The 22,381-nt window shown below is 50.7% G+C and carries 18 protein-coding genes; 5 read left to right on the forward strand and 13 right to left on the reverse strand.

Annotated elements, in window-relative coordinates; all coding sequences use genetic code 11:
- Window positions 1-87 precede the first annotated feature (87 nt).
- The 5 genes from ACTJJS_RS00350 to ACTJJS_RS00370 all read right to left on the reverse strand — a co-directional run bounded on the left by ACTJJS_RS00350 (window position 88) and on the right by ACTJJS_RS00370 (window position 6,180).
- A complete protein-coding gene (locus ACTJJS_RS00350; protein WP_440661965.1) occupies window positions 88-1,005 on the reverse strand; it encodes a bestrophin family protein in 918 nt (305 codons plus the stop codon).
- Between the two features lie 19 nt (window positions 1,006-1,024).
- The gene (locus tag ACTJJS_RS00355) at window positions 1,025-1,513 is read right to left on the reverse strand and encodes a hypothetical protein (RefSeq protein ID WP_168869839.1); all 489 of its coding nucleotides are present in this window, start codon (window positions 1,511-1,513) and stop codon (window positions 1,025-1,027) included.
- 109 nt (window positions 1,514-1,622) lie between these two features.
- Window positions 1,623-2,981, reverse strand: a complete 1,359-nt coding sequence (locus ACTJJS_RS00360; RefSeq protein ID WP_440661967.1) for an ATP-binding protein — start codon at window positions 2,979-2,981, stop codon at window positions 1,623-1,625.
- A complete protein-coding gene (locus tag ACTJJS_RS00365) occupies window positions 2,965-3,684 on the reverse strand; it encodes a response regulator transcription factor (RefSeq protein WP_440661968.1) in 720 nt (239 codons plus the stop codon). The genes ACTJJS_RS00360 and ACTJJS_RS00365 overlap by 17 nt, the downstream gene beginning before the upstream one ends.
- Before the next feature lie 111 nt (window positions 3,685-3,795).
- Window positions 3,796-6,180, reverse strand: a complete 2,385-nt coding sequence (locus ACTJJS_RS00370) for an ABC transporter permease (protein WP_440661969.1) — start codon at window positions 6,178-6,180, stop codon at window positions 3,796-3,798.
- A gap of 183 nt (window positions 6,181-6,363) precedes the next feature.
- Between ACTJJS_RS00370 and ACTJJS_RS00375 the strand changes: the two genes are divergently transcribed.
- Window positions 6,364-7,116: a patatin-like phospholipase family protein gene (locus tag ACTJJS_RS00375; RefSeq protein ID WP_168869835.1), complete on the forward strand. Its 753-nt coding sequence runs from the start codon at window positions 6,364-6,366 to the stop codon at window positions 7,114-7,116.
- Between the two features lie 45 nt (window positions 7,117-7,161).
- Here the strand turns inward: ACTJJS_RS00375 and ACTJJS_RS00380 are convergent, their stop codons facing one another.
- The 6 genes from ACTJJS_RS00380 to ACTJJS_RS00405 form a co-directional block, all read right to left on the reverse strand.
- Window positions 7,162-7,587 (reverse strand): SRPBCC family protein, encoded by a 426-nt coding sequence (locus ACTJJS_RS00380; protein ID WP_343745321.1) that lies wholly within the window; start codon window positions 7,585-7,587, stop codon window positions 7,162-7,164.
- Between the two features lie 323 nt (window positions 7,588-7,910).
- Window positions 7,911-8,111, reverse strand: a complete 201-nt coding sequence (locus ACTJJS_RS00385) for a class I lanthipeptide (protein ID WP_168869833.1) — start codon at window positions 8,109-8,111, stop codon at window positions 7,911-7,913.
- A 226-nt stretch (window positions 8,112-8,337) separates the two neighbouring features.
- Window positions 8,338-8,529: a class I lanthipeptide gene (locus tag ACTJJS_RS00390; protein ID WP_211092540.1), complete on the reverse strand. Its 192-nt coding sequence runs from the start codon at window positions 8,527-8,529 to the stop codon at window positions 8,338-8,340.
- A gap of 208 nt (window positions 8,530-8,737) precedes the next feature.
- Window positions 8,738-10,174, reverse strand: coding sequence for a RagB/SusD family nutrient uptake outer membrane protein (locus ACTJJS_RS00395; RefSeq protein WP_440661970.1), 1,437 nt, complete (start codon window positions 10,172-10,174; stop codon window positions 8,738-8,740).
- Window positions 10,175-10,185: 11 nt separating this feature from the next.
- Entirely contained in the window at window positions 10,186-13,251 is a 3,066-nt protein-coding gene (locus tag ACTJJS_RS00400) for a SusC/RagA family TonB-linked outer membrane protein (RefSeq protein ID WP_440661971.1), read from the reverse strand.
- Window positions 13,252-13,366: 115 nt separating this feature from the next.
- Window positions 13,367-14,050: a response regulator transcription factor gene (locus tag ACTJJS_RS00405; protein ID WP_440661972.1), complete on the reverse strand. Its 684-nt coding sequence runs from the start codon at window positions 14,048-14,050 to the stop codon at window positions 13,367-13,369.
- Window positions 14,051-14,229: 179 nt separating this feature from the next.
- On the opposite strand from ACTJJS_RS00405, the gene ACTJJS_RS00410 reads away from it, so the two are divergent.
- Window positions 14,230-14,967 carry a DUF4397 domain-containing protein gene (locus ACTJJS_RS00410; RefSeq protein ID WP_440661974.1) on the forward strand — a complete coding sequence of 246 codons (738 nt, stop codon included), beginning with the start codon at window positions 14,230-14,232 and terminating at the stop codon, window positions 14,965-14,967.
- 35 nt (window positions 14,968-15,002) lie between these two features.
- Here the strand turns inward: ACTJJS_RS00410 and ACTJJS_RS00415 are convergent, their stop codons facing one another.
- Entirely contained in the window at window positions 15,003-15,818 is an 816-nt protein-coding gene (locus tag ACTJJS_RS00415) for a hypothetical protein (RefSeq protein ID WP_440661975.1), read from the reverse strand.
- Between the two features lie 150 nt (window positions 15,819-15,968).
- A complete protein-coding gene (locus ACTJJS_RS00420; RefSeq protein ID WP_440661976.1) occupies window positions 15,969-17,018 on the reverse strand; it encodes an ArsO family NAD(P)H-dependent flavin-containing monooxygenase in 1,050 nt (349 codons plus the stop codon).
- 202 nt (window positions 17,019-17,220) lie between these two features.
- Here ACTJJS_RS00420 and ACTJJS_RS00425 point away from each other — a divergent pair, with 202 nt between their 5' ends.
- The 3 genes from ACTJJS_RS00425 to ACTJJS_RS00435 are packed head-to-tail and all read left to right on the forward strand — an operon-like array spanning window position 17,221 to window position 22,379.
- Window positions 17,221-17,811, forward strand: coding sequence for an RNA polymerase sigma factor (locus ACTJJS_RS00425; protein WP_168869826.1), 591 nt, complete (start codon window positions 17,221-17,223; stop codon window positions 17,809-17,811).
- Window positions 17,812-17,857: 46 nt separating this feature from the next.
- Window positions 17,858-18,952: a FecR family protein gene (locus ACTJJS_RS00430; protein WP_440661977.1), complete on the forward strand. Its 1,095-nt coding sequence runs from the start codon at window positions 17,858-17,860 to the stop codon at window positions 18,950-18,952.
- A gap of 34 nt (window positions 18,953-18,986) precedes the next feature.
- A complete protein-coding gene (locus ACTJJS_RS00435) occupies window positions 18,987-22,379 on the forward strand; it encodes a SusC/RagA family TonB-linked outer membrane protein (RefSeq protein ID WP_440661978.1) in 3,393 nt (1,130 codons plus the stop codon).
- The last annotated feature ends 2 nt before the right edge of the window (window positions 22,380-22,381 follow it).

The following is a 22,381-nucleotide window of genomic DNA, read 5'->3' on the forward strand; positions in this document are numbered from 1 at the left end:
AAAACCCCCGGTGTAAACCGGGGGAACTCATAACGCTATAAAATTACGTCCTTGTCTTAGACGTTAACTGACACATGAGCGGATTGTCTATAGTACATAAAACCTTCTTTCCGTTTCCAGCACTTCCTCCTGTGGTTCGTACTGCTCCTGTAACATCTGCCGCAAGTCTTTTTCAATATTGCGGGAAATAGTGGTTACCGGCGTATCTGTAGGTTTATTTTCGAACGGGTCCTGTAAGTTGATGCCCATCTTTTCTATCAGCAGGAAAGAAGAGGCAATGGCAATTACCAGGGGTATCTCCATAAAGCCCAACACATCTATCAGCGCAAAAGGCAGCAACAGGATGAAAAAGATCAGCGTAAAGTGGGTATACAGGCTGTAAGTGGCCGGAAATACCGTGTTCTTGATCCTTTCGCATTTACCCATGGAATCACACAGGCGTGATAAGGTCTGGTCTATGCTTACCTGCTGGTACTGGTTGATCCAGCCGTTATTCAGCGCCTCTTTCAGGTCTTTACCATGTAAAAGCAACAAGGCAGCCGGTACATTATCATACTTCATCAAATGGTTTAACTCCCTTCTGGTTATTAACCTGTCTAATCCTTTTGCCGGGTCTGTTTTTCTTAATGACTGGCCGAGACTGTAACACCAGGCTGCCTGCCGCTTTACAAACCGTTCCTGGAAATGCTGCAGCTCTTCCGATTGATACGTTGCATCCATCAAACTTAAGACCTGTCTTGCCAGGGAACGGGAATCGTTAACGATAGCGCCCCAGATGCTCCGGGCTTCCCACCAGCGGTCGTACGCCTGGTTGGAACGGAAAGCCAGCAGCAGCGATAACACAGTGCCTAGTACCATCGGTACGGCTATCGGAATAACGATGAAAGTCAAATCAAAACGGTAATAAAGTGTGCTGATGATCATGGTGTATACCGCTACCAGCAACATTTCAAACTTGATTTTACCGAATACATATTTTAAGGGGATATTCTTCTTTAGTAACATAGCACCCTGTTTTTAGAGGTTATTCTGAAGCCATCAACAATGCAGAAATAGTTGATTTGGCTATTATCTTCCGGGTAGAACCGGTCAATGTTGTTTTAATTAAAGGATATTTGGAGGCAGCGATCAGTTTGACCGGATTGTAGCTTCTTTTGGAAGGACAAACAAAATCGTTGTCTGTTGGCTGTAATATCACGTCCACGTTCTGCGCCAGGCAGAAATTACGGAATGCCGCTCTGGTATTGCCATGGAAGAATTCCACTTTTAACTTGCTGACTGAAGACGCGTATTTGTTACGGATGATCTCGCAACCATCTTTAAAATCAGCGGTGATCAATTCGATATGCCTGCTGTTACGCGTATACGTAATGAAGTCAAACAGCGAATCTGGCATATGCAGGGCATGCATAAAAATGATATTGACAGATTCGTTAGGGTAGTGCGCTACAACGCTGTGCACATATCCCAGGGAACGTATGGAGAAGTCGGTCGGAATGAGTATATTTTTCATAGCTGTTGCTTTTATGATAACAAAGCTACCAGCGGGAGATTAGTAAGCGGTAAGAAGGGGGTTAAAAGGTGGTAAGAATGTGGTAAGAAAACGGTAAGAATAGCAGACCCTACAGTGGAAGTTCAACCCTGATCTCTGTTCCCACGTTTACCTGGCTCTCTACCAGGATATCGCCCTTATGCATCCGGATAATGTTCATGGCCAGCGGCAGGCCGATGCCATAACCTTTAAAAAGGCCGGTATTGGAGGCGCGGAAGAAAGGAGAAAAAATATAAGGGATATCGGAGGGAGGGATACCGATACCAAGATCTTTAATATTGATGATCACTTTCTGGTCGGTAGCCGCCAGCGCAATGGAAACAGGCTGGTTGTTGGAATACTTGATGGCATTCATCACAATGTTGCTCAGTGCCAGTTCCAGCAGTTGCTCATTGCCGTTGACAGACAGTTTTTCTTCTTCTTCCGGGAACAGGCTGTAGTCGATCTCCACTTTGTTGCCGGGATGTATTTTGTCGATGGTGCTTTTGATGGTAAACAACAGCTCGTCCATACGTACCAGGCCCCAGTCCTGCTTTTTGCCGTCGAAGCCGGTCTGTGCCAGGTGCAGCAGGCTTTTGGTGATATGTTCCAGGCGGCCTGCTTCGCTGAGGATGCTGCGCAGGGCGGCCATGTAATTTTCGGGCGTTCTGTTTTTATTGAGGGCCAGTTCAGCTTCCCCGATTATGGCGGTAAGCGGAGTGCTCAACTCATGGGAGGCATTGCTGACGAAGTTGTTCTGCGTTTCAAAGGCCGTTTCCAGCCGGTCCAGCATATTGTTGAACGTAGTGGCCAGTTCGTTGATCTCATCGCGGCTGTCTTTGGCGTTGAGCCGCAGGTGCAGGTTACGGGAGCTGATACTTTTCACCTGGTGCATGATGTCCCGGATAGGCCGGAAAATATAGCGGGAGAAGAAAATGCCTACTGCGATCAGGATGGCGGAAGACACCACAAAACAGATCAGCAGGATCTTGCGCAGCCACGCCAGGTAGTCGCTGCTGTATTGGTTGATAGCCGATACGATGACGATATACAGCCCTTGTTTGCTTTTGTACAGCACCCCTTCATAGAAGCGGTTGCCTTCACGGTAGGTGGCCCTGCTGTTGGCCAGTACCTGCTGATAGAAGCTGACAGGCAGTTTCAGGCTGCTGTCCTGTTGTACATGACCGGTATCGGTGACCTGCAACAGGTATTCTTTTTCCGCGGGCAGTTTTTCCAGGTGTTCGTCCCGTATCTCGTTATAGATCACGGAATCAGCCTCGTAGTAGGGGAGAGATGCCCGTGCGGTAAGGTAGGCGCGTATTTCGAGCCGTTTATAAAAATCCTCAAAGGAATGCTGGTTGGCAAAATAATACACGAGAACGCTCATCACCATGATTGTGGAGATGGTGAGGCCGGCAAAGATGAGCAGTATTTTAGTGCGTATTTTCATCCGCCGTTTGTTCTTTTAACATGTAACCCAGTCCTGTTACGGTTTGTATCAGTTCGGGGAGATTGTTTTTGTTGATTTTTTTCCGGAGATAGTTAATATAGACGTCCACCACTTTGGTGTTCATGTTGAAGTCGATGCCCCATACCTGTTCCAGTATTTCCATGCGTGACAATACTTTGCGGGGATTTTTCATCAGGTATTCCAGCAGGCGGTACTCCGTGGCGGTGAGCTGTATGGTTTTACCCTGTCTGCTGGCGGCTTTGGTGTCGGTATTCAGTTCGAGGTCACCTACCTGCAATACGCCCTGTTGCTCGTTAGCAATAACAGGAGCGGCTATATTATTTTTGCGCCGCATCAGGCTACGGATACGGGCTTCCAGTTCGGCCAGTTTAAAGGGCTTTACCAGGTAGTCGTCTGCGCCGCTGTCCAGCCCCATCACGATGTTTTCGGTGGTGCCCAGCGCGGTGAGCATGAGGATGGGCGTGGCCACCTGCGCGGCACGCAGGGCGCGGCATACTTCTATCCCGTTCATGTTGGGAAGCATCACGTCCAGTATGATCAGTAAAAAAGAAGGATTGTCGAGGGCCATACGCAGGCCGCTGGCGCCATCAGGCGCTACGCTTACTTCATAGCCGGCTTCCGCCAAACCGCGCGTGATCACGGATACTACCGCCGGTTCGTCTTCTACTAATAATAATTTCATACACAACAAATATAGGACATGTCGATTAAAGCGCATCCCCGGTAAAATATTTCTATCTACCAGTGACGAACAGGTGACAGCTCCTGTGCAGAAATTATGGGTGCCATAGCTTTATTCCGACCGTAACGCATGTATGGGATTGTCCAGCGCGGCCCGCAGGGTCTGGAAGCTGACAGTCACCATGGCTATCAGCAAGGTGAGGAGACCTGCCATACTGAAAACGGTCCATGAAATAGGGGCACGGTATGCGAAATTGTCCAACCACTGGCTCATGGCCCACCAGGTAAGCGGCGTGGCCATCGCCAGCGCAATCAGTATCAGGTAAACGAAGTCTTTGCTGAGCAATGTGACAATGCTGCTCACAGAAGCCCCCAGCGTTTTACGGATACCGATTTCCTTCCTGCGTTTGGTGATGCTGAAGGCGGTCAGCCCCAGTATGCCCAGACAGGTGATGAAGAGCAGGAAGATAGAAAACACTTTCACTACTTTACCGAATTGTTCATCGCTTTTGTATTGCCGGTCATACAGCTCATTCATAAAGCGGTAGTCAAACGGGTAGCCGGGATGCAGCTGTTCCCAGATATGTTTGATTTGTGCCAGCGTAGCCGGCATATCGGCGGTTTTTATTTTAACGGCATAATAGCTGCCGATTTCCCGGTACCAGTGTACCATCGGCAGCAAGACGGTCTTCATGGACTGCTGGTGAAAATTTTCCGTGACGCCTATGATGGTGGAGTAAGGCGTTTCGTTTGGGAAGAAGGCGATCTTGCCGCCAATGGCTGCTTCCGGACTGCTGAAGCCCAGTAGCCTGGCCGCTTCCCTGTTGACAATGATGGAACTGCTGTTGTCCGTGCCCGGGTCAAAGTTGTGCCCGGCCGCCATTTTTATTTGCATGGCGGGGATAAAACCGGCATCGATATTATACATGTAGTAGTTATAACCCGCTCCGGTTTGGGTGCCATATTGCCGGATACCGGTGGTAGTGCTTAGCTGGTCGCTGCCCGGAACAGAGCCGCAAACGGATGCCTTTTCCACCTGCGGCAGTTGTCCGATATTATTGAGGAAGGCAGCGGCCTGTTTTTTCAGCGTGGCTTCCTGGCTGGAAGAAGCAGCGGTGACAATGAGCACCTGTTCCGTGTTCAGCCCAAGGTCCTGGCTGCGGAGATAAGCCAGTTGGCGGTATACGATAAAAGACGCTGAAAGCACCACCAGCGCAGCTGTGAACTGGCTTACCACCAGCGCTTTCCGAAGCAGGGAGCCCTTTACGCCACCGGTAAAAGTCCTTTTGGTGACGCTGACAGGCTGCACGCCAGACAATACCAACGCCGGATAAATACCGGACAACAGGGAGTTGAGCACGAAAAGGGCTGCCACATTCACCCACAAGAACGGTGCGCTAAAGAAACCGGTATCTACCGGCCGGTCCATCAGGCTGAAATAAGCGGGAAGTGCCAGTTGCACCAATACTAAAGCGGCCAGCATGGCCAGCAGGTTAATGAGCACTGTTTCCACCATAAACTGGCTGATCAGCATGCCACGGGACGATCCCAGTGTTTTACGCATGCCGGTTTCCCGCACTCTCTCTGCGGCACGGGCAGTAGTGAGGTTCACGTAATTGACAGCACCTACCAACAGCACAAGCAGGGCGGTGATCAGCAGGAAACGTACTGTTTTGATATCGCCGTTGTTTTCCGGTTCAAAAGATTTATGGGAGTACAGATGGATGTCTTTAATGGCCTGCGCGGTAAAGACATTCTCCCTGATGTGTTCTTTGGACAGTTTTTTTAATTTCTCATTGAGGGCTGCCACGCTGCTATGTGGCGCCAGTTCCACATAAGTATAGGTGTTATTGCCATCCCAGTTGTCCGGCGACCTGTGTACGGATGGCAGGGAAGTGTGGGAAAAGAGCGCATTTATTTTCAGGTGGGTATTTTCCGGGAGGTCTTCGATGATGCCGGTAACGGTAAACACTTTATCATCGGCCTGAAAGACAGCGCCTTTGGCATGTACGCGTCCAAACAGTTTTTGTGCGGTGGAAGCGGTGACAACAACCTGAAAAGGAGCGTTCAGCGCGGTGGCCGGGTCTCCGTCAATGAACCGGTAATTGAACACGGTAAATACAGAGGGGTCGGTGGCATAAAGACGGTCCATATGAAACACACGGTTACCTTGCTTAATCTCCCCAAACTCTTCCACAGCTTGCATCCGTACAAAATCCTTTACTTCCGGCATTTCCCTTTTCATGAACGGTCCCAGCGGATAGTGCGTTTCGCAGTCGGTGAGCACATACTCCGCTCCTTTGTAGCGGTCCAGTGTTACCCGGTATATATTGTCAGCATTTTTATAGAAATCTTCATAGCTGTGTTCGAACCGCACATAGTTGATGATCAGTAGAAAGGCCGCGGTGGCGAGGGCCAGGCCCATTACGTTGATCAGTGTATAGAGGCGGTGTTTGTTGAGGTTCCGCCAGGCAATCTTCAGGTAGTTACGTAACATGCCACTGGAATTGGTTGAAATGGGAATATACAATAACGTTGCCATCAGTGAAAGTCCCGCGGGGCACATATTTGCGGAGCGCCGCTGTTCATAGGTGGACGCTGCACTGTCCGGAAATGGACAACCCCGCACGTTTGTTTTTTAGCTATCTTCGGACATGCATTAAACCGCATCCCATTGCCTATGTTACGTCCGTTTGTATTGTCCGGGGGCGGCGCCCGGGGATACGCCCACCTGGGAGTATTAAAAGCCTTTGCGGAACGGCAGATTTTTCCGGAGGTTATCTCCGCCACCAGCGCAGGTTCTATCGCCGCCGCATTTATCTGCGACGGTTTTCATACTGATGAAGTCAGGGAGATATTCCAGCAACAGAAACTGGGACTGTCTATGGAATGGAAAAACTGGCGGGCCGGTTTTCTTTCGCTGAAGAAAGTGGAAGATGCATTAAAGAAAAACCTGCGGCACACTACTTTTGAAACATTGCCCCTGCCACTATATGTGGCGGCCACCAACTTCGTTAACGGGGAACAGAAAATATTTGATCGCGGCCCGCTGATACCGGCCATCCTGGCTGCGTCTACCATTCCCATGTTGTTCCGGCCGGTGGAGATAGCGGGAGTGCCTTATGTGGACGGAGGACTTTCCGGTAACCTGCCTGTGGAGCCCCTGTTGTCAAAGTACAGGCATGTGATTGGCGTGCATGTAAACCCACTGGTGCCCTATAATCCTGCCGGTGGTTTTCTGGCCAATATGGAGCGTACGATGCATATGGCTATCAGGGAACCGGTGCTGAAAAGTAAACAACAATGTACGTTTTTTGTAGAGCCGGAAGGCTTGGGGCAATACGGGATGTTTGACTTCAGTAAGTTCGATGCTATTTATACTACCGGTCTCGACTATACGCGAAAGCTATTGGAAACGGCAAGCGTAGACTAAAAAATCAGGCCGGAACGCTTACGCCCCGGCCTGGTATATATGGTGCTAATTGTTTTCCGTGTACTTGCGGAAGTTATCCAGGATGGCCTGCCATCCGGCATGCTGCATTTCCAGCGAGTTAGTGCTTTCTGGGTCAAAGGTTTCAGTGATGTGTGTGGTATCGCCGTAACTGTTGAAGATGATTTTCACCCTGCGGCCGTCGCCCAGTACATACGCGATCAGTTCGTTTTCTTTTACTTCGGTGTATTCACCACCAAAATCGAAGCTGAAGCTGCCGTCTTTTGCGGCCATAGTGGTGCTGAATTTACCGCCGGCACGCAGGTCGTTGGAGGCTTCCGGCGCATGCCAGTCGTCAGAGGCGGCACACCATTGGGTGATGTGTTCCGGAGCGCTCCAGTATTGCCACACTTTTTCAATAGGTGCGTTGATAGTGCTTTCAACGGTAATAGTAGTCTGATTAGCGGTTGTCATGATAAATATTTTAGATCGTTTTTTTGACTGTTGTTAACGATACAAACTTACGGCGGCTTTACCTGACGGAGCGTGTGTGATCACGGCAAATAGGAGGTGTTTTGCGCCAACGCAGCACCTTCCCTGGCGGGTGTGGGCGAAACGCAGAAGCCGTCTCTTGTTCTGAGACGGCTTCTTTACATTCAGGCTACTGTTCAGAGGGCTCATTACATCGGTTTAACACAACCGAATGTCATCAACATGCTGTAACCGGACAGGAAACGTCTTGTGTCTGGCATACGTCCGGTACAGAGCAGGTCCTGGGACAGGTTTGTTCCGGCTAGTTAGCAGTCAAGGGTACAAAACACGCTTGGCATACATACCTCAAAGCAGGAAACCAGGGGCTGGGTTTGAGGCTGACAGCCAACCACACTACAGAAACCACCGTTATAAGTGGCGCCACCTGTTATTTTCTTCTGAGACAAATTGCTGATCACTTCCTTATTGAGCGACAGCTTGGCGAGATTCACCTTTTTCTTTTTCATAACAGAAGGGTTTGGGTTAAATATTGGATTTGTGTTTACAGGCATTTAAAAAAATGAGGGAAAGCCAACAGCATACAGTACTTCATCTATCAAAAAAATAACCGGCTACGCTATTTGCATACAGTTGTAACGCAAGTCAGAACACAGGTAATACCATTTGGGTCTCTGGAAGGACAATTAAAAGTTTGGAGAGATTCAGTTTTTTCCTTTTCATAACAGATTTGTTTTAAGGTTCACACAAATCAACACAAGAATGGCCTTTCAGGGTAGGCATAGGACAGTCAAACACTGTATTACAGGTGCCGAGACAGGTCATAATACGGGTAGGCGCCCCTCCTGTTATTTTCTCCTGAGACAAATGACTGATCACCTCTTTGTTGAGAGAGAGTTTGGAAAGATTTACCTTTTTCTTTTTCATAACGGATTTTTTGGGTGAAATATAAATATCGGCCTTATGTCTGCGGAGGATACGCAGCACCTGCTGCGGCATATCTTCACTGCGACTGTCTTTCGGCGATACGCCTGCTTTTTATATTGAAAAAAGCCTGCAGCGGCCACCATGATCCTAAATCCGGGTGATGAAAAAAGTAAACACAACGGCAGCAATTTTTGCTGCCGTTGTGTGTTTACCACCCTTTATTGTTTGGTTTTATATTTGGATTGCTCAATATTTCCGATTGTGGAATGGGCAGGTAATAATACAGGGAAGAAGGTAACAGGTCTGTCTGTGTGTCTCCCTGCTGTAGATCGGCTTCGTCCCTTTGTATGGGTAGCCCCAGTCTTTTCAGGTCATAATAACGGTGTCCTTCAAAAGGCAGTTCCCTGAATCTTTCCAGCAGAATAGCCCTGAGCAGTTGTGCTGCATCAGTCGGTGGCGGCGTTTCATATCCCTTTATACGGGCATGGCCGATAGCGTGCAGGTCTGCTGCGGCTTCGGGCAGTTTACCGAGGTGCATATTGGCTTCTGCGCGGATGAGGTACATCTCTGACACCCGGAATACTTTCACGTCATTACGGTTTTCAGCTCCTTCTTCTCCTGCATATTTCCGGACCACATCGGCGAGCTGGCCATCGGCGGCCAGCGCGGGGTCCTGGTCGAAATAGGTGCTGTAGCGGATATCATTGTCTGCGTCGTAGGCCTTTAACAGTTTTTGCGAGGGGGCAAAGTAAACGATGCCGATAGACGCGTTTTTCCAGATGTCACCAGGACGGAGCGTGCTCAGGTTGGTGCGTTTCAGTTTGAAAATCACTTCGGCATTGCTTTTATCGCTCCATATAGCGGGAAATTCCTCCCGGCCTGCCAGCGATAGTTTGCCTATGGCCAGGGTAGCGTTTTCGGCAGCCGCGGCCCAGTTGCCGGTATATAAGGCTACCCTCGCCCGCAGGGCGTATATGGCCGATGTGTTCATACGGGTAACGTCGTCGGTTATACGATTTCCGGAAATGGCGATCGCTACTTCCAGATCGCTTTGCAATTGCCGGAAGAAGTCGGCGGCTGCAGGGCGGGAAGGTTTGTAGTTGATGTCAGCACTGGTCACATAAGGCACGGCAGGCGCATCGGACTGATATACCCCGGCATAGCTGAAACTGCGGTACAGCTCAAAATGCTCAAAGGCGCGGATGGCCAGTAGCTCTGCACGCAGTTGCTGCTTTTGCTGTTCTGCTGCGACATCGGTAACGGGCACACGGTCGATGCCTGCTAAGATGCGGTTAGCGCGATTGATGACCTGATAAGCGTTGGTCCATGGTGAGGCAATTTCTGCGTCGCCACCGGCAAAAGCCCATCTGAACAGGTTTTGCGCAGAGCCGTTCACACCGGCATTTTTTAATCCGATGCGGCATTCGTCTGCCATCACGGAGCCGATACGCAGGGTGTGTTCCGGTTCCCATCCGGCATAAACACCGAGCACGGCGCGGTTCACGGTGGAAAGGGATTTGAATATATCTTCCCCGTCTACCTGGTCGGTAGGTTTTACGTCCAGCATATGATTGCAGGATGTGCTGTAAACGGTCAGGGCGGCGGCGCAGCAAACTACTGCTATATGTCTGATGATACGGTTCATGTCATGAAAATTTAGAAGGTGACGTTGATACCACCGGTAATGGTGCGTGGCATCGGGTATTCGTATTGTGCGATGTCGTTGGCATCTTCGGGATCGAAACCGCGCCATTTCATGATGGACAGCAGGTTCTGGCCGCTGGCAAATACTTTTACGTTACGGATGGCGCCGGACATATGCTTTGGTACCGGGATATTATAGCTCAGCGTGATATTGCGCAGCTTTACGTAATCGGCGCTGGTCACATCGCGGGAGGTGAAGTAGGTGGCGTATTGCGCGCCGGGGTACTGACTGACATCTCCGGGTTTCTGCCAGATGTTGAGCATGTCTTTCGACTGGCTGTACTGGCGGTAGTTCGGGCTGCCGGAATGTGCGTACAGGTCAGGGTAGTTCAGTCGCGACATGCCGTGTATAAAGCTGACAAGTATCGATAAATCGAAACGTTTGTAGCGGATGCTTACTGTAGCGCCACCAATCAGCGGCGGATCATAGGCGGCTTTCAGCGGCACGGCATCGTCAGGATTGTAGGTGTTGGTTTCCCTGCCTTCTTTATCGAGATAAACGGGTGCGCCGGTTTGTGGGTCCACGCCTTTCCAGCGTACGGCATAGAAGCTGCCCAGCGGCCTGCCCACCATGTTCATGGTGGCTTCATCTGCAAAGATCCGGTCTTCGCCGCCAAGGCTCAGGATCTTGTTTTTATTGTAAGCGAGGTTCAACCCTAAGGTGAGGGAGAAGTCCCTGTTTTTGATGGCGCCGCCTTCCAGCATCAGCTCTATGCCACGGTTACGCACCTTGCCGGCATTGGCGGCGATGGTCGGGAAACCGGTGGTATGCGAAAGGTTACGGTTCACAAACAACCCTTCGGTGACGCGGTTGTAGAGGTCTATTTCACCCCGCAGGCGGTTGTGGAAGAAACCGAATTCCAGTCCTATGTCACCGATACGGTTCATTTCCCAGTTGTAGGCGGGATTGCCGGGCGTCATGGGCACCAGCGTTTTATTGCCGTTGTAATCAGCGGGACTGTACAGTGTCCTGAAACCATAGTCGCTGGTGAAGCCGCCGGCATTACCGGTAAGGCCATAGCTGGCGCGCAGGCGCAGCGTGCTAAAGGCCTGCTGGTCTTTCAGGAAGTTTTCTGCCAGTATGTTCCAGTTACCACCTATGGCGTAGAAGAACTTGTAACGGTTGGTGGCGGGCACCTGGGAAGAGCCATCACGGCGAAGGCTGGCGGAAAGCGTGTATTTGTCACCGTAAGAATAGCGGAACAACGCGATCTGCGATATCAGCAACCGGTTAGGTGTTGTTTGTCCGCTTATCACCGGAATGAAGTTGTTGTCTGGCGTGCCAGGCGTGATGCCGGCGGGCGTGCCCGGCAGCTCCGGCACAAGGCCATAGCCGGTGAAACCGAAGCCGTTGCCTTTTATTTTATTGATTTCGGACAACAGGTTGGCTTCTATTTCATGGTCTTTTCCCCATTGTTTATTGTACCGTACGCCGCCGGTGGCCACCAGTCCCAGCCTGTTGGCCAGTCCCCGCTGATAGGAGCCCTGGTTGCCGTTGCTTACCAGTTTACCGTACCACGAGTCGGGGTTCAGATAATTGGTGGTGTTGTTCTGCTGGAAGTCCATGCCTACGGTGCCGGTCAACTGAAATTCTTTTGTCAGTTCCACTGTTTCATTGAGCGACAACACGGCTTTTATCTGGTTATCTTTTTTGAGGCTGTTGGCATATGCGTCCAGCGCATTGGCGCCATAGCGGCCAGGTCCGGGTTTGCCATAAGGTGATTCATATGGTAACGCATAATACAGTGCCGCGATAGGGTTTTTTTCGGTGATGCCACCGCCGCCGACTGCTGCACCGCCTTCTTCAGCTACGCCTTCATCCTGTATGTATTTGATGGTGGCGGTAGAAATGCCCATATTGAGCGTGGTTTTAAATCTGCCGCTGCGGTTCTGTACATTGGCGCGCAGGCTGTAACGTTCCATGCCGGAGTTGAGCGCAATACCATCCTGGTTAAAATATCCACCGGAGAGATAGAACGTGGTCTTTTCGTTGCCACCGGAAACATTCAGGCTGTGCGTTTGTATACGGCCCTGGCGCAGCAGGTGTTTGCGCCAGTCGGTGTTGATTTGCCGGAGGCTGTCAAGGTATTGGTTGCCGAAAGTATAGTCTTCAGCTGTTTTAGGTACGGCTATGCCGTTCACCATTTTATTGGGATTGTTGCGGGAATAGGCCCATCCCGGCAGGGTGGGGTCTTGCAGTATCTCCTCGAATTGCAGGCGCTGGTCGGTATTCATCATGTCCCATTTGCTGCTGTTAAGACCTGATACACCAAACTGGCCACGGTAGTTGACCCGTACTTTGCCGTCTTCCCATGCTTTCCCTTTTTTAGTGGTGATGACGATAACGCCGTTGGCGGCGCGGGAGCCGTATTGCGCGGTGGCGGCGGCATCTTTAAGCACATGGATGGTTTCAAAATCTTCGGGGTTGAGCGCAGCAAAGGAGTTGTTGGCTACCGGTACGCCATCTACCACATACAGCGGGTTTACATCGCCGTTGATGGAGCCGAGGCCGCGGATGGAGACGCGGCCGGCTTCTCCCGGTTGACCGGTAGGCGTGCCTACATACAGGCCGGGGGCACGTCCTTGCAGCATCACGTCGAAGGAGGCTACCGGCGCCTGTGTGGTAACGGCGGTAGGCAGACTGGTAACGGCACCGGTAGTACGGGATTTGCTTTGCTGCGTGTAACCGGTGATGACTACGCTGTTGAGCGACTGGGACACGCTGGAGAGACATGCGTTTAGTTCATCATGGCCGGAAGTGGTGGTGAGGGACAGGTCACTGTAACCTATATACGAAAACCGGAGCGTGTTCTTTCCATCCGGCAACAAGATATTGTAACGGCCATCGGCACCAGTTACCACGCCGGTGGCGGTTCCCGGCACTGCTACCGTCACGCCGGGCAGTGGTTGTCGTGTGAGTGAATCGCTGACCGTTCCCCGGATGGTCCGTTGCTGCGATATGCCGGCAAGCGATATGGCCAACAATGCTACAAACAGGAGAATAGATTTGATGTGCATAATCAGTTGTGTAATGAATAAATGAATAGGCTGTTGAATATAGGTGCAAAGCTAGTGGCAGTGTATTAGAGCGGAATTAAGAGCGAGCGGGCAACTGTTAGAAGGCAATTAGAAATTATGAATTCGTAATTTCTCTTAGCACATATCCCACACCAACAACGGTGTGGATGAGTGGTTGACTGAAACCTTTGTCTACTTTGGAACGCAGGTAGTTAATGTATACGTCTATCAGATTGGTGCCCCTGTTGAAGTCAATGCCCCACACGGTTTCCGCCATATAGGTACGCGACAGCACCTTGTTTTTGTTGATGATAAGCACTTCCAAAAGGGCATATTCTTTTACGGTGAGAAGAATTTCTTTACCCTTTCTGAACACGGTGCGGTTATAACAGTTCATTTCCAGGTCGGCCACGCGGTATATGGCCGCAGCAGTAACGGTCTGCGCACGGCGGTGCAGCGCCTGGATGCGGGCCAGCAGCTCTTCGAAATGGAAAGGTTTGGTCATATAGTCATCTGCGCCGTTTTCAAAACCATCCACTTTGTCCCGCACGGTGCCTAAGGCGGTTAACATTAGTACAGGCAGGCCTTTTTTAACGGATTTAATGCGGCGGCAAACTTCCAGCCCATGAAGGGAGGGCAACAGCCGGTCCAGGATCACCAGGTCATAATTGTATTGTATGGCCACATGGCAGCCGTCTTGTCCGTCATATGCTACTGTAACCGTATGTTGATGTGCTTCCAGTCCTCTTCTGATAAATGCTGCTACACTGGGTTCGTCTTCTATCAATAAGATGTTCATAATTGTAAGGTGAGGCTAAATTAAGCCACCATGCCCGTTCTCCGCGTTGCATTAAAATATTCTAATGCCTGATGCCCGGTTTTTAATCAGAAAGGCTTGTTAATTTTACATTACCGGGTAGGGGGTGTTGTTTTTTTTAATGTCTTATAGACAGACAACTGTTATTTTTGCGATTTTTTATGACGAATTGGAAGACCTTGCTACCAGCAGTATTGACTACGTTTGTTTTTGTTTCCTGCGAAGAAGACAAGAGCAGGCCGGCTACTCAACAGGCCCTGCTGATGGCGGTAAATGCAGCGCCGCAGGCGGGTCCTGTAAGTGTGGTGTATAACGACAGAAGAAGGGTGAACAAATTAGCCTATGGCAGTTACAGCAACCGCTATGGCAGCGCGTACCGCAGCGTTACCACGCAGGACACCGACGACCTGATGGTGGAAACGGCAGATGGAAAAGTAGTCATCGCTGACAGCCTGCGCATTGAACATGGCAAAAAATACTCCCTGTTTATTTATGATACCCTCCGGGGAAGCCCGTCAAGGCTTAATTATACCCTTGTGCCGGACAATATCCCTGCACCGGCTGCCGGCAACGCACAGGTGCGTTTCCTTCATCTTTCTGCAGATGCGGCCCCGGTGGTGGTAGACCTGTTCACGGAAAAGGACAGTATCCGGCTTACCGGCGCAGCAGTGCCTTACCTGGCCTCGCAGCGCAACCTTGCTGCGGCCGCAGCTTTCAGGGCGGTGAAAGGAGGTGTGTACCAGGTAAAAGTGAAACAGTGGAGAAACGAGTCACTGGAAACCCTGTTGGACATCCCCCGGGTAAAACTCAATGAAAGAGGCGCTTTCACCCTTTATCTGCAAGGGCTCACCAAAGGGCAGCCGCCCTATGCACTGGCACTGGGACAGGTCCGTCACTAATGATATTATTGTTGTTTATTGGTTTACCAGGTGAACTAACGGGCATGGCTAAACAGCCATTCGGGCAGTATGTCCGTGGTATATAGCTCACTGTATATTTCATGTTGCAGCTGGTCTATCTCCCAGGTGCGCAGCTGACGGCCCTGCAGCGTACGGATTAATATAGAGTCGGTACGATAGGGGTTTTCTGTATCGGCGTTACCATGGATTACCCACAGGGGCGTAGCCTCCAGGGCTGGCAGGTGATCGAAATCAGGTATGCCGGAAATGGCCACGCCGGCTGCGAACAGGTCGGGCCGCAGGCCAATGCTGTTAAAAACACTGGACGCTCCCATAGAAAAACCAATCACATATATACGTCTGTCATCTACCGGCAGCACTTTCTTCAAGGAATCCACAAGCGCCAGTACTGTATTGGTATTGGGACCTGGCACAGATACCAGCGTGTGCCGGCTGCTGTCCATCACATAGTCGGAAGAACGCTCGGGAAACTGCGGCGCCACTACAAACGCCTGATAATTCTGCCGGATATGGGGCTGCGCCCATAATTTAGGGAGAATGCCCATCTGGGTGATGTTATTGGTACCTACCGCTCCGGAGCCATGCAGCACCAGCACCAGCGGATAACGTTTGTGTTGCTGTAAAGACAAGGGTTTCATCATACGATAGCGGACAGTCCGGAACGACAACTCCTCAAAAGCGCCGGGACTCGTTAACCTGATAGCACTTTTTATGCTGTCGGCTTTGCGTTTGTCCGGCGTGTTACGGATGAAGGAATAACCGGCGGGAGTTTGTGCGTTGGCTGTCCACGATGACAATCCGTATAGACAGAGGAACAATAGCTTTTTCATGCAAAGGAGTTATCACCACAAGGTGTACCATTTTTTTTGTTTAATCCGGAAAAAATAAGCTCAATTTATCCTGAAGTACTGAGGAGGCGTTAGCAGCGCCGGAGGGGACAGCTGTTACCCGGGCTGTGTTATATCAGGAGGATAGCTCCCTTAATTTCCTTGTAGGTAAGTGTTGATTTCCTCTGCTGTTTTCCGGGCTGTTCTGCCTACGCCGATCAGGGTGGCGGAAGCGAAGCCGGTCCATTGACCGTAGCCTACCAGCCATAGTCCCGGCATATCTGCGGCGGCAGTGCCACGGGTGTTGATTTTGCCGTTGGGTTGTATAATGCCCAGCGGGAGCAGATGTGCCAGTGCGGGCCGGAAGCCGGTACAGAAGATAACAGCATCGACGGTTTCTTTTCGTCCGTTCTGCCAGGCAATACCATCTTCATAAAAATAATCGAAGGCAGGCAGATAATGTTGATAAACACCTTTGTCCCTTGCTGCTTTTACCGGGGGGACCATGACGATCTGGCCGAGAGAGGGCCGTTGGAAGTCTTTGCCCTGTTGCATGGCCTCATATTGCATGGTGGCGGCGTCGAAGAGGTATTTACCGTCTATGTCGTCCGGCAGGAAGGTGGGCGGTTGTTTGGTGATCCAGAGGGTATCGGCCGTGGGTGCCAGGTCTGCCAGTATCTGCGCGCCGGAGTTGCCTTCTCCGACCACGGCTACACGCTGGTTACTGAATATTTCCGGTGACTGGTAAGAAGAGGAGTGAAGCAGGGAGCCACGGAAACGTTCTTTCCCGGGAATGTCCGGAATGTACGGGTTCACGAAACTGCCGGTGGCGCTGACTACCGCGCGGGCATAGTAGGTGCCGGCCGTGGTATCCAGACGGTAGCGGTCTGCCTGCTTTTCTACCTGTAGTACCTTCACCGGTCTTTGTACGGGAATCTGGTAACGGGTTTCATATTCCTGTAAATAATGGACCGTTTCATCGCGGGAAGGGTAGTATTGCTGGCCGCCAGGCATCAGCACACCGGGCAATGAGCTCCATAACGCCGGTGAAAAAAGAGAAAGGGAATGCCATCCATGCTGCCAGGAACCTCCGGGACGCGCTTCACTGTCGAGCAGGAGGTAATGCAGGGAGCTACGCCGGAGATAATAAGCTACAGCCAATGCACTTTGACCACCACCAATGATAATTACATCATATTCCATGCTTGTAGTTTACGATAATATGTTCAGCCGGCCAAACAGGGTATTTCTTTTTTCAAAAAACAGGATTATATTGGTATAACAACGAGCCGACCACGCAGCAGGTGTTGTAACATATATACAGGGAAAGCCTGTCCTGTTGAGAAAATTAATATCCACGTAATATTGAACAATTACTTTTGTTGAGACTGTTATATTTCCTTTTATGACCGTGCATAAACCAATCAATTCCTGTAAAGTCGGCGCTGTGGCGGATTTTGAGCGATCTGTGGGTGTTTACTGGAACAAGCTGCTGGCCATTGCTGTGGCCAAAACCAATGCACACGACGCGTTTGATATCGTGCAGGATGTTTTTATTTCCCTTTGGGAGAAGTGGGAAACTGTTCCTAAAGATGAAGGTCTTGAGTATTACCTTTTGCATGCCCTTAAGCTCCGTATATTTAAATATTTCCGTACAGCGGGCCGTTATCAGGCACATCTTAAACAGCTGGAAACATTATTGAATGATTCGCTGGAAACGCCGGGCACTTTTGCCCAGGAAGAACTGTACGGCTTGCAGGAAGCCATTCTCAATGAGGCTTTAGATACCTTGTCGCCCAGCCAGCAGCAGCTGATGAACTTACGGGTGCGCCATCATTATTCTTACCAGCAGATCGCCGGCATGCTCGACATAGATGCGGCGTCCGCCCGTGTGTTGTACTGCCGTGCCCTGAAGCAGGTAAAGACACATATTAAAGCCAATCCTTCGCTGGCAGTCAGCCTGGTATCCGCCTGGATGTTGTTTACAATTTCTTAACGTTGGCGTAGTTAACATTTCTTTCGCATCGGGTATTCTTTAGTAGATGACACCGCAAAATTATCCCGGGGCCCAGGCCCTGTTAGAAAAATTTCATGCAGGGAAATGCACCCCTGAAGAGCTGGCGGTCCTGGACAAATGGTATAACGGTCTGGGAGCGGGAACGCCTGTCGACCTGGAAGGACTGGAAGCAGACCTCCGGCGGCAACAGTTCCTGGCCAACTTCCGTGGTGCGTTGCCTACGGATGATGTCACTGGCTTCAAATCCGCGGATACCGGGCATCAACAACATCTGGCCGGCTATAGCAGCACCTTACCAGACCATGCTTCCGGACAAAAACCTACAGCTACCGGACCAGAAACACAACGTAGCCCAGGGCTTCAGCCCTGGGGAACCTGGGGGAGATGGGCCGCTGCGGCCAGTATCGTATTGTTAACAGGCGCGGGCTGGTTATGGCGCCAGCAAACAGTTAAACAACATCCGTCTCCGGTACTGGCGGGCATGATAACGGTCACCAACGAAACAGCCGGCATTAAACAGGTCACACTGCCGGACAGCTCACGGGTATGGCTAAACGCCCATGCCACCATCGCCTGGAAAAAAGATTTTAACCGGCTGGAACGTGGTGTAACGCTGATTGGTGAAGGTTTCTTCGACATCCATGGCAGCGAAAAGCGGCCTTTTGTGGTACATACCCGTGATATGGCCATCAAAGTACTGGGCACACAATTTAATGTGGAAGCCTATGCCGGCGAAAAGAGCACGCGTGTGTCGCTGCTGCAGGGAAAAGTACAGGTAAAAGCGCATCCGCAAAATGCCAGGGCTTTGATATTGCAGCCCGGTTACGCCGCTGCCTGTCATGCCGGCGATACGCTTTTACAGGTCGGCGAAGCCGATGCCGCTAAAGTGGCCGCCTGGAAAGAAGGTGTTTTCACTGCTGCGGATATTTCGCTTAAAGACGCAGTGGAAAGGCTTTGTGACCGCTACGGCTATTCCGTCAGCTGGAAAAACAAACAGGATATCGAAAAGAATATTACCGTGATGTTCAAAACAGACAGTTTCACGGGAATGCTGGACAACATTTGTTATATCAGTCGTAAACAGTATAAAATTTCCGGTAGAGAGGTGACGATTTTTTAAAAAAGCTACAACACTCCGAAAAACAATTTTTATTATGAAAAGGAAATCTACAGTCTCGGACCATCAGGTCCGCAGCGGCGGGCCTGCCATGTCAGGGATGAAACGCTTCCTGTTGCTGGGCTGCTGCCTGCTCCCTGCCACCATCGGTTTCGGCCGGCAAAACAGTCTGAACGAAAAAGTGAAACTGGACATGTCCAACGCTTCTTTGTCGCAGGTGCTAAAAGCATTAAGCAACCAAAGCAGCTTCACTTTTAACTATGTCAAGCAGGATTTTGACAACATCCTGATCCGCGACTTCAAAGCCAACAACATCACCCTGAATGAAGCGCTGCACCTGCTTCAAAATCAGTCCGGCATTGAATACAGCGTAAATGACAAGGCTATCCTGCTGCGTAAAACACAACATCAGCAGGATGCTCCGCAGAGCGGCAAGCAGGTTGTAGCCCGCCGCATCTCCGGCCGTGTAACGACTGAAAACAACGAACCTATCCCCGGCGTGACCGTATGGGTGAAAGGCACTAAAAACAGGGCCATCACTGACGGCGACGGACGATATGAACTCACAATCGATACAGAAAATCCCATCATCAGCTTCAGCTATGTAGGTTATCAGACCACCGAGCTCACACCTGGCGCCGGCAATACGCTCAACCTCGTCATGAAAAACGGGAACACAGCGTTGGATGAAGTGGTGGTAATCGGTTATGGCACCGCTAAAAAAAGTGACCTCTCCGCTGCTGTTGCCACCGTGCCTGACATGAAACAGATCAAGGAACGCCCCGTAATGGACGTGGCCAATATGATCCAGGGTAAAGTGCCCGGTATCACAGTTGTGAGCAATGGCGGCCACACCAGCAATGCCAATAACGTCGTGATCCGTGGTATGGGTTCCCGTGGAAAAGAAAGCGTATTATATGTGGTGGACGGTGTGCCGAATGCACCCTATAACCCTGCCGACGTGGAGTCTATCACCGTATTGAAAGATGCGGCATCTGCCGCTATCTACGGAGCTTTTGCAGGTGCATCGGGAGTTATCCTCATTACCACCCGCCAGGCTTCCAAAGGGGTGCCACAGGTACAGTACACCGGTTTTGTAGGCGCTAAACAGGCATGGCGCACCCTCCAGTCCCTGAGCGCGGAAGACGAAGCGAAAGTATCTAACCTGGCCTATGCCAATGCCGGCAAACCGCCATTACCGGGATGGGACGCTTCTCTCAATCCTTATGCACAGGTGACCCGCACCAACTGGATGAAAGAGATATTCCGCACCGGCCTGATGCAACGCCACAACGTGAGCTTCAATGCCGGTTCAGATAAATTCTCTACCCTGTTCCAGGCACGCTATGAAAATGAAGAAGGCACCCTGCTGAACACCTACAACAAAAATATCTCCCTTCGCTTCAACGTGAACTACGAGCTGTCGAAGAAAGTAAAACTGCGGCAGGACATCTTCTGGAACAACAATGACAACCGCGATGCAGAAACCTCCAGCGGCTATACCGGCGTGATCCTCTCCGCCATTTATATGCCCCGTTCCGCCACTCCTTACTATGCGGATGGCTCCTTTGGCGGCGTAGGCCCGGTGGATTCCAAATACCTGGGCATCCATGGCGACGTGGTGAACCCCGTAGCTACACTGCTGCGTAACCAGCCTTACAACAAAAAGAGCGATCTTCAGTCGGTGACTGAACTGACAGTGTCCGATATTATCCCCGGCCTCTCTTACTTGTCCCGCTTCTCTTACCGTCAGACAGATGCTCTTTGGAAGAACTTTGAGCCCAGAAGACTGGAACCCGGTAAAGCCAATGCACAAAACAAATTGTCTTACTCCACTGACAGGGACTATAACTGGCTGTGGGAAAATACCCTCAACTATAATAAGATCCTGAAAAGACATAATATCGGCGCTATGGTGTCCATGACGGCACAGGAAGCCGGCAACCGCAACTTCGCGATCGCTGCCAGAGGCTTTGAAAACGAAGCTGACTGGGCCCGCTTTATGGCGCTGGCTTCTGTATTTGACCAGGACCGTCCAACAGACCGTGAATGGAAAGACAGGAATCTTTCTTACGTAGGAAGAATTTCCTATAGCTGGGCAGATCGTTATTTCCTGACCGGTAGCTACCGTCATGATTTTGCCGGCAGGCTCCCTGTGGGTTACCGCGGCCTGGGCTTCCCCGGTGTTACTGCCGCATGGAAAATCAGTTCAGAGCCTTTCTTCCAGGTACCGGCTGTTGACCTGCTGAAAATCAGGGCCAGCTGGGGCCGCATTGGTAACATCCAGTCCGTGCGGATCAACTATGCCTATCCGCTGCTGACCAACGACTTCACTTATCAGATCGGTAACGGCGCACCGCTGTCCAGCGCTTTGTTTAATGATACACGGTTTAATCCCGAACTCACCTGGGAAACATCTCAGCAAACAGATATCGGTATCGACATCGCATTGTTGAAACAACGTCTGACCATCACCGCAGATTATTTCGACAAACTGACCTACGACCTGATCAAACAGCAGGATACGTACTGGCCTGTTTCTTTTGGCTTGAACGCGCCGCTGATCAACCAGGGAAAAATCGGTAACAAAGGTATTGAAGTAGCAGTTGGCTGGCACGACAAAATCGGTCAGGTAGGCTATAACCTGAGCGCTAATATGGCCACGCTCAAAAACCGTGTCGTGGAAATTGATGAGAACCCCAATTCTGTATGGATACATGGTGATAACTGGAGAACAGTGCTGAACCCTTACCGTTCAAAAGTAGGACAGCCTTATTACTCCTACTGGCTGATACAGTCCGCCGGCATTTTCCAGTCAGACGCCGAAGCAAACGCCTATCAGAAAAACGGACAGAAGATCCAACCTAACGCCAAAGCCGGCGACCTGAAATTCATTGACCAGAACGGCGACGGTAAAATCGATGATGCTGACCGCGTATACATGGGCGCTGCTTTCCCGAAACTGACCTATGGTTTTACAGCCAACTTCACCTGGAAAAACTTCGACCTGAGCCTGTTCCTTCAGGGCGTGGGCGGCGTGAAACTGTTCAACGCCTTCAAGCAGTCCACCCTGAACGGTGCTGAACAAGGGTACAACCGCTGGGATAAAATCCTGGACGCATGGTCCCCCTCAAATACCGGTTCTAACATCCCTCGTATCTCTGCGGATGATACGAACAAAAACTTCCAGACAGCATCTGACTGGTACCTCGAAAACGGTAACTACCTGCGCCTGAAAAACCTGCTGATCGGTTACACGTTCAACAAAATGCGCTGGAACAACGGTCTGCGTGTATACTTCAGCGGTGATAACCTGCTGACCTTCACCAAATATACCGGTATGGACCCTGAAGTGGGCGGTATCGGTCTGGATGGCGGACAGTTCCCGGTTTCCCGTACCTATTCCCTGGGCCTTAATGTTAAATTCTGATC

This window comes from Chitinophaga sp. 22308 (assembly GCF_052045305.1).
In the GTDB taxonomy this organism is placed as follows: Bacteria; Bacteroidota; Bacteroidia; order Chitinophagales; family Chitinophagaceae; genus Chitinophaga; species Chitinophaga varians_A.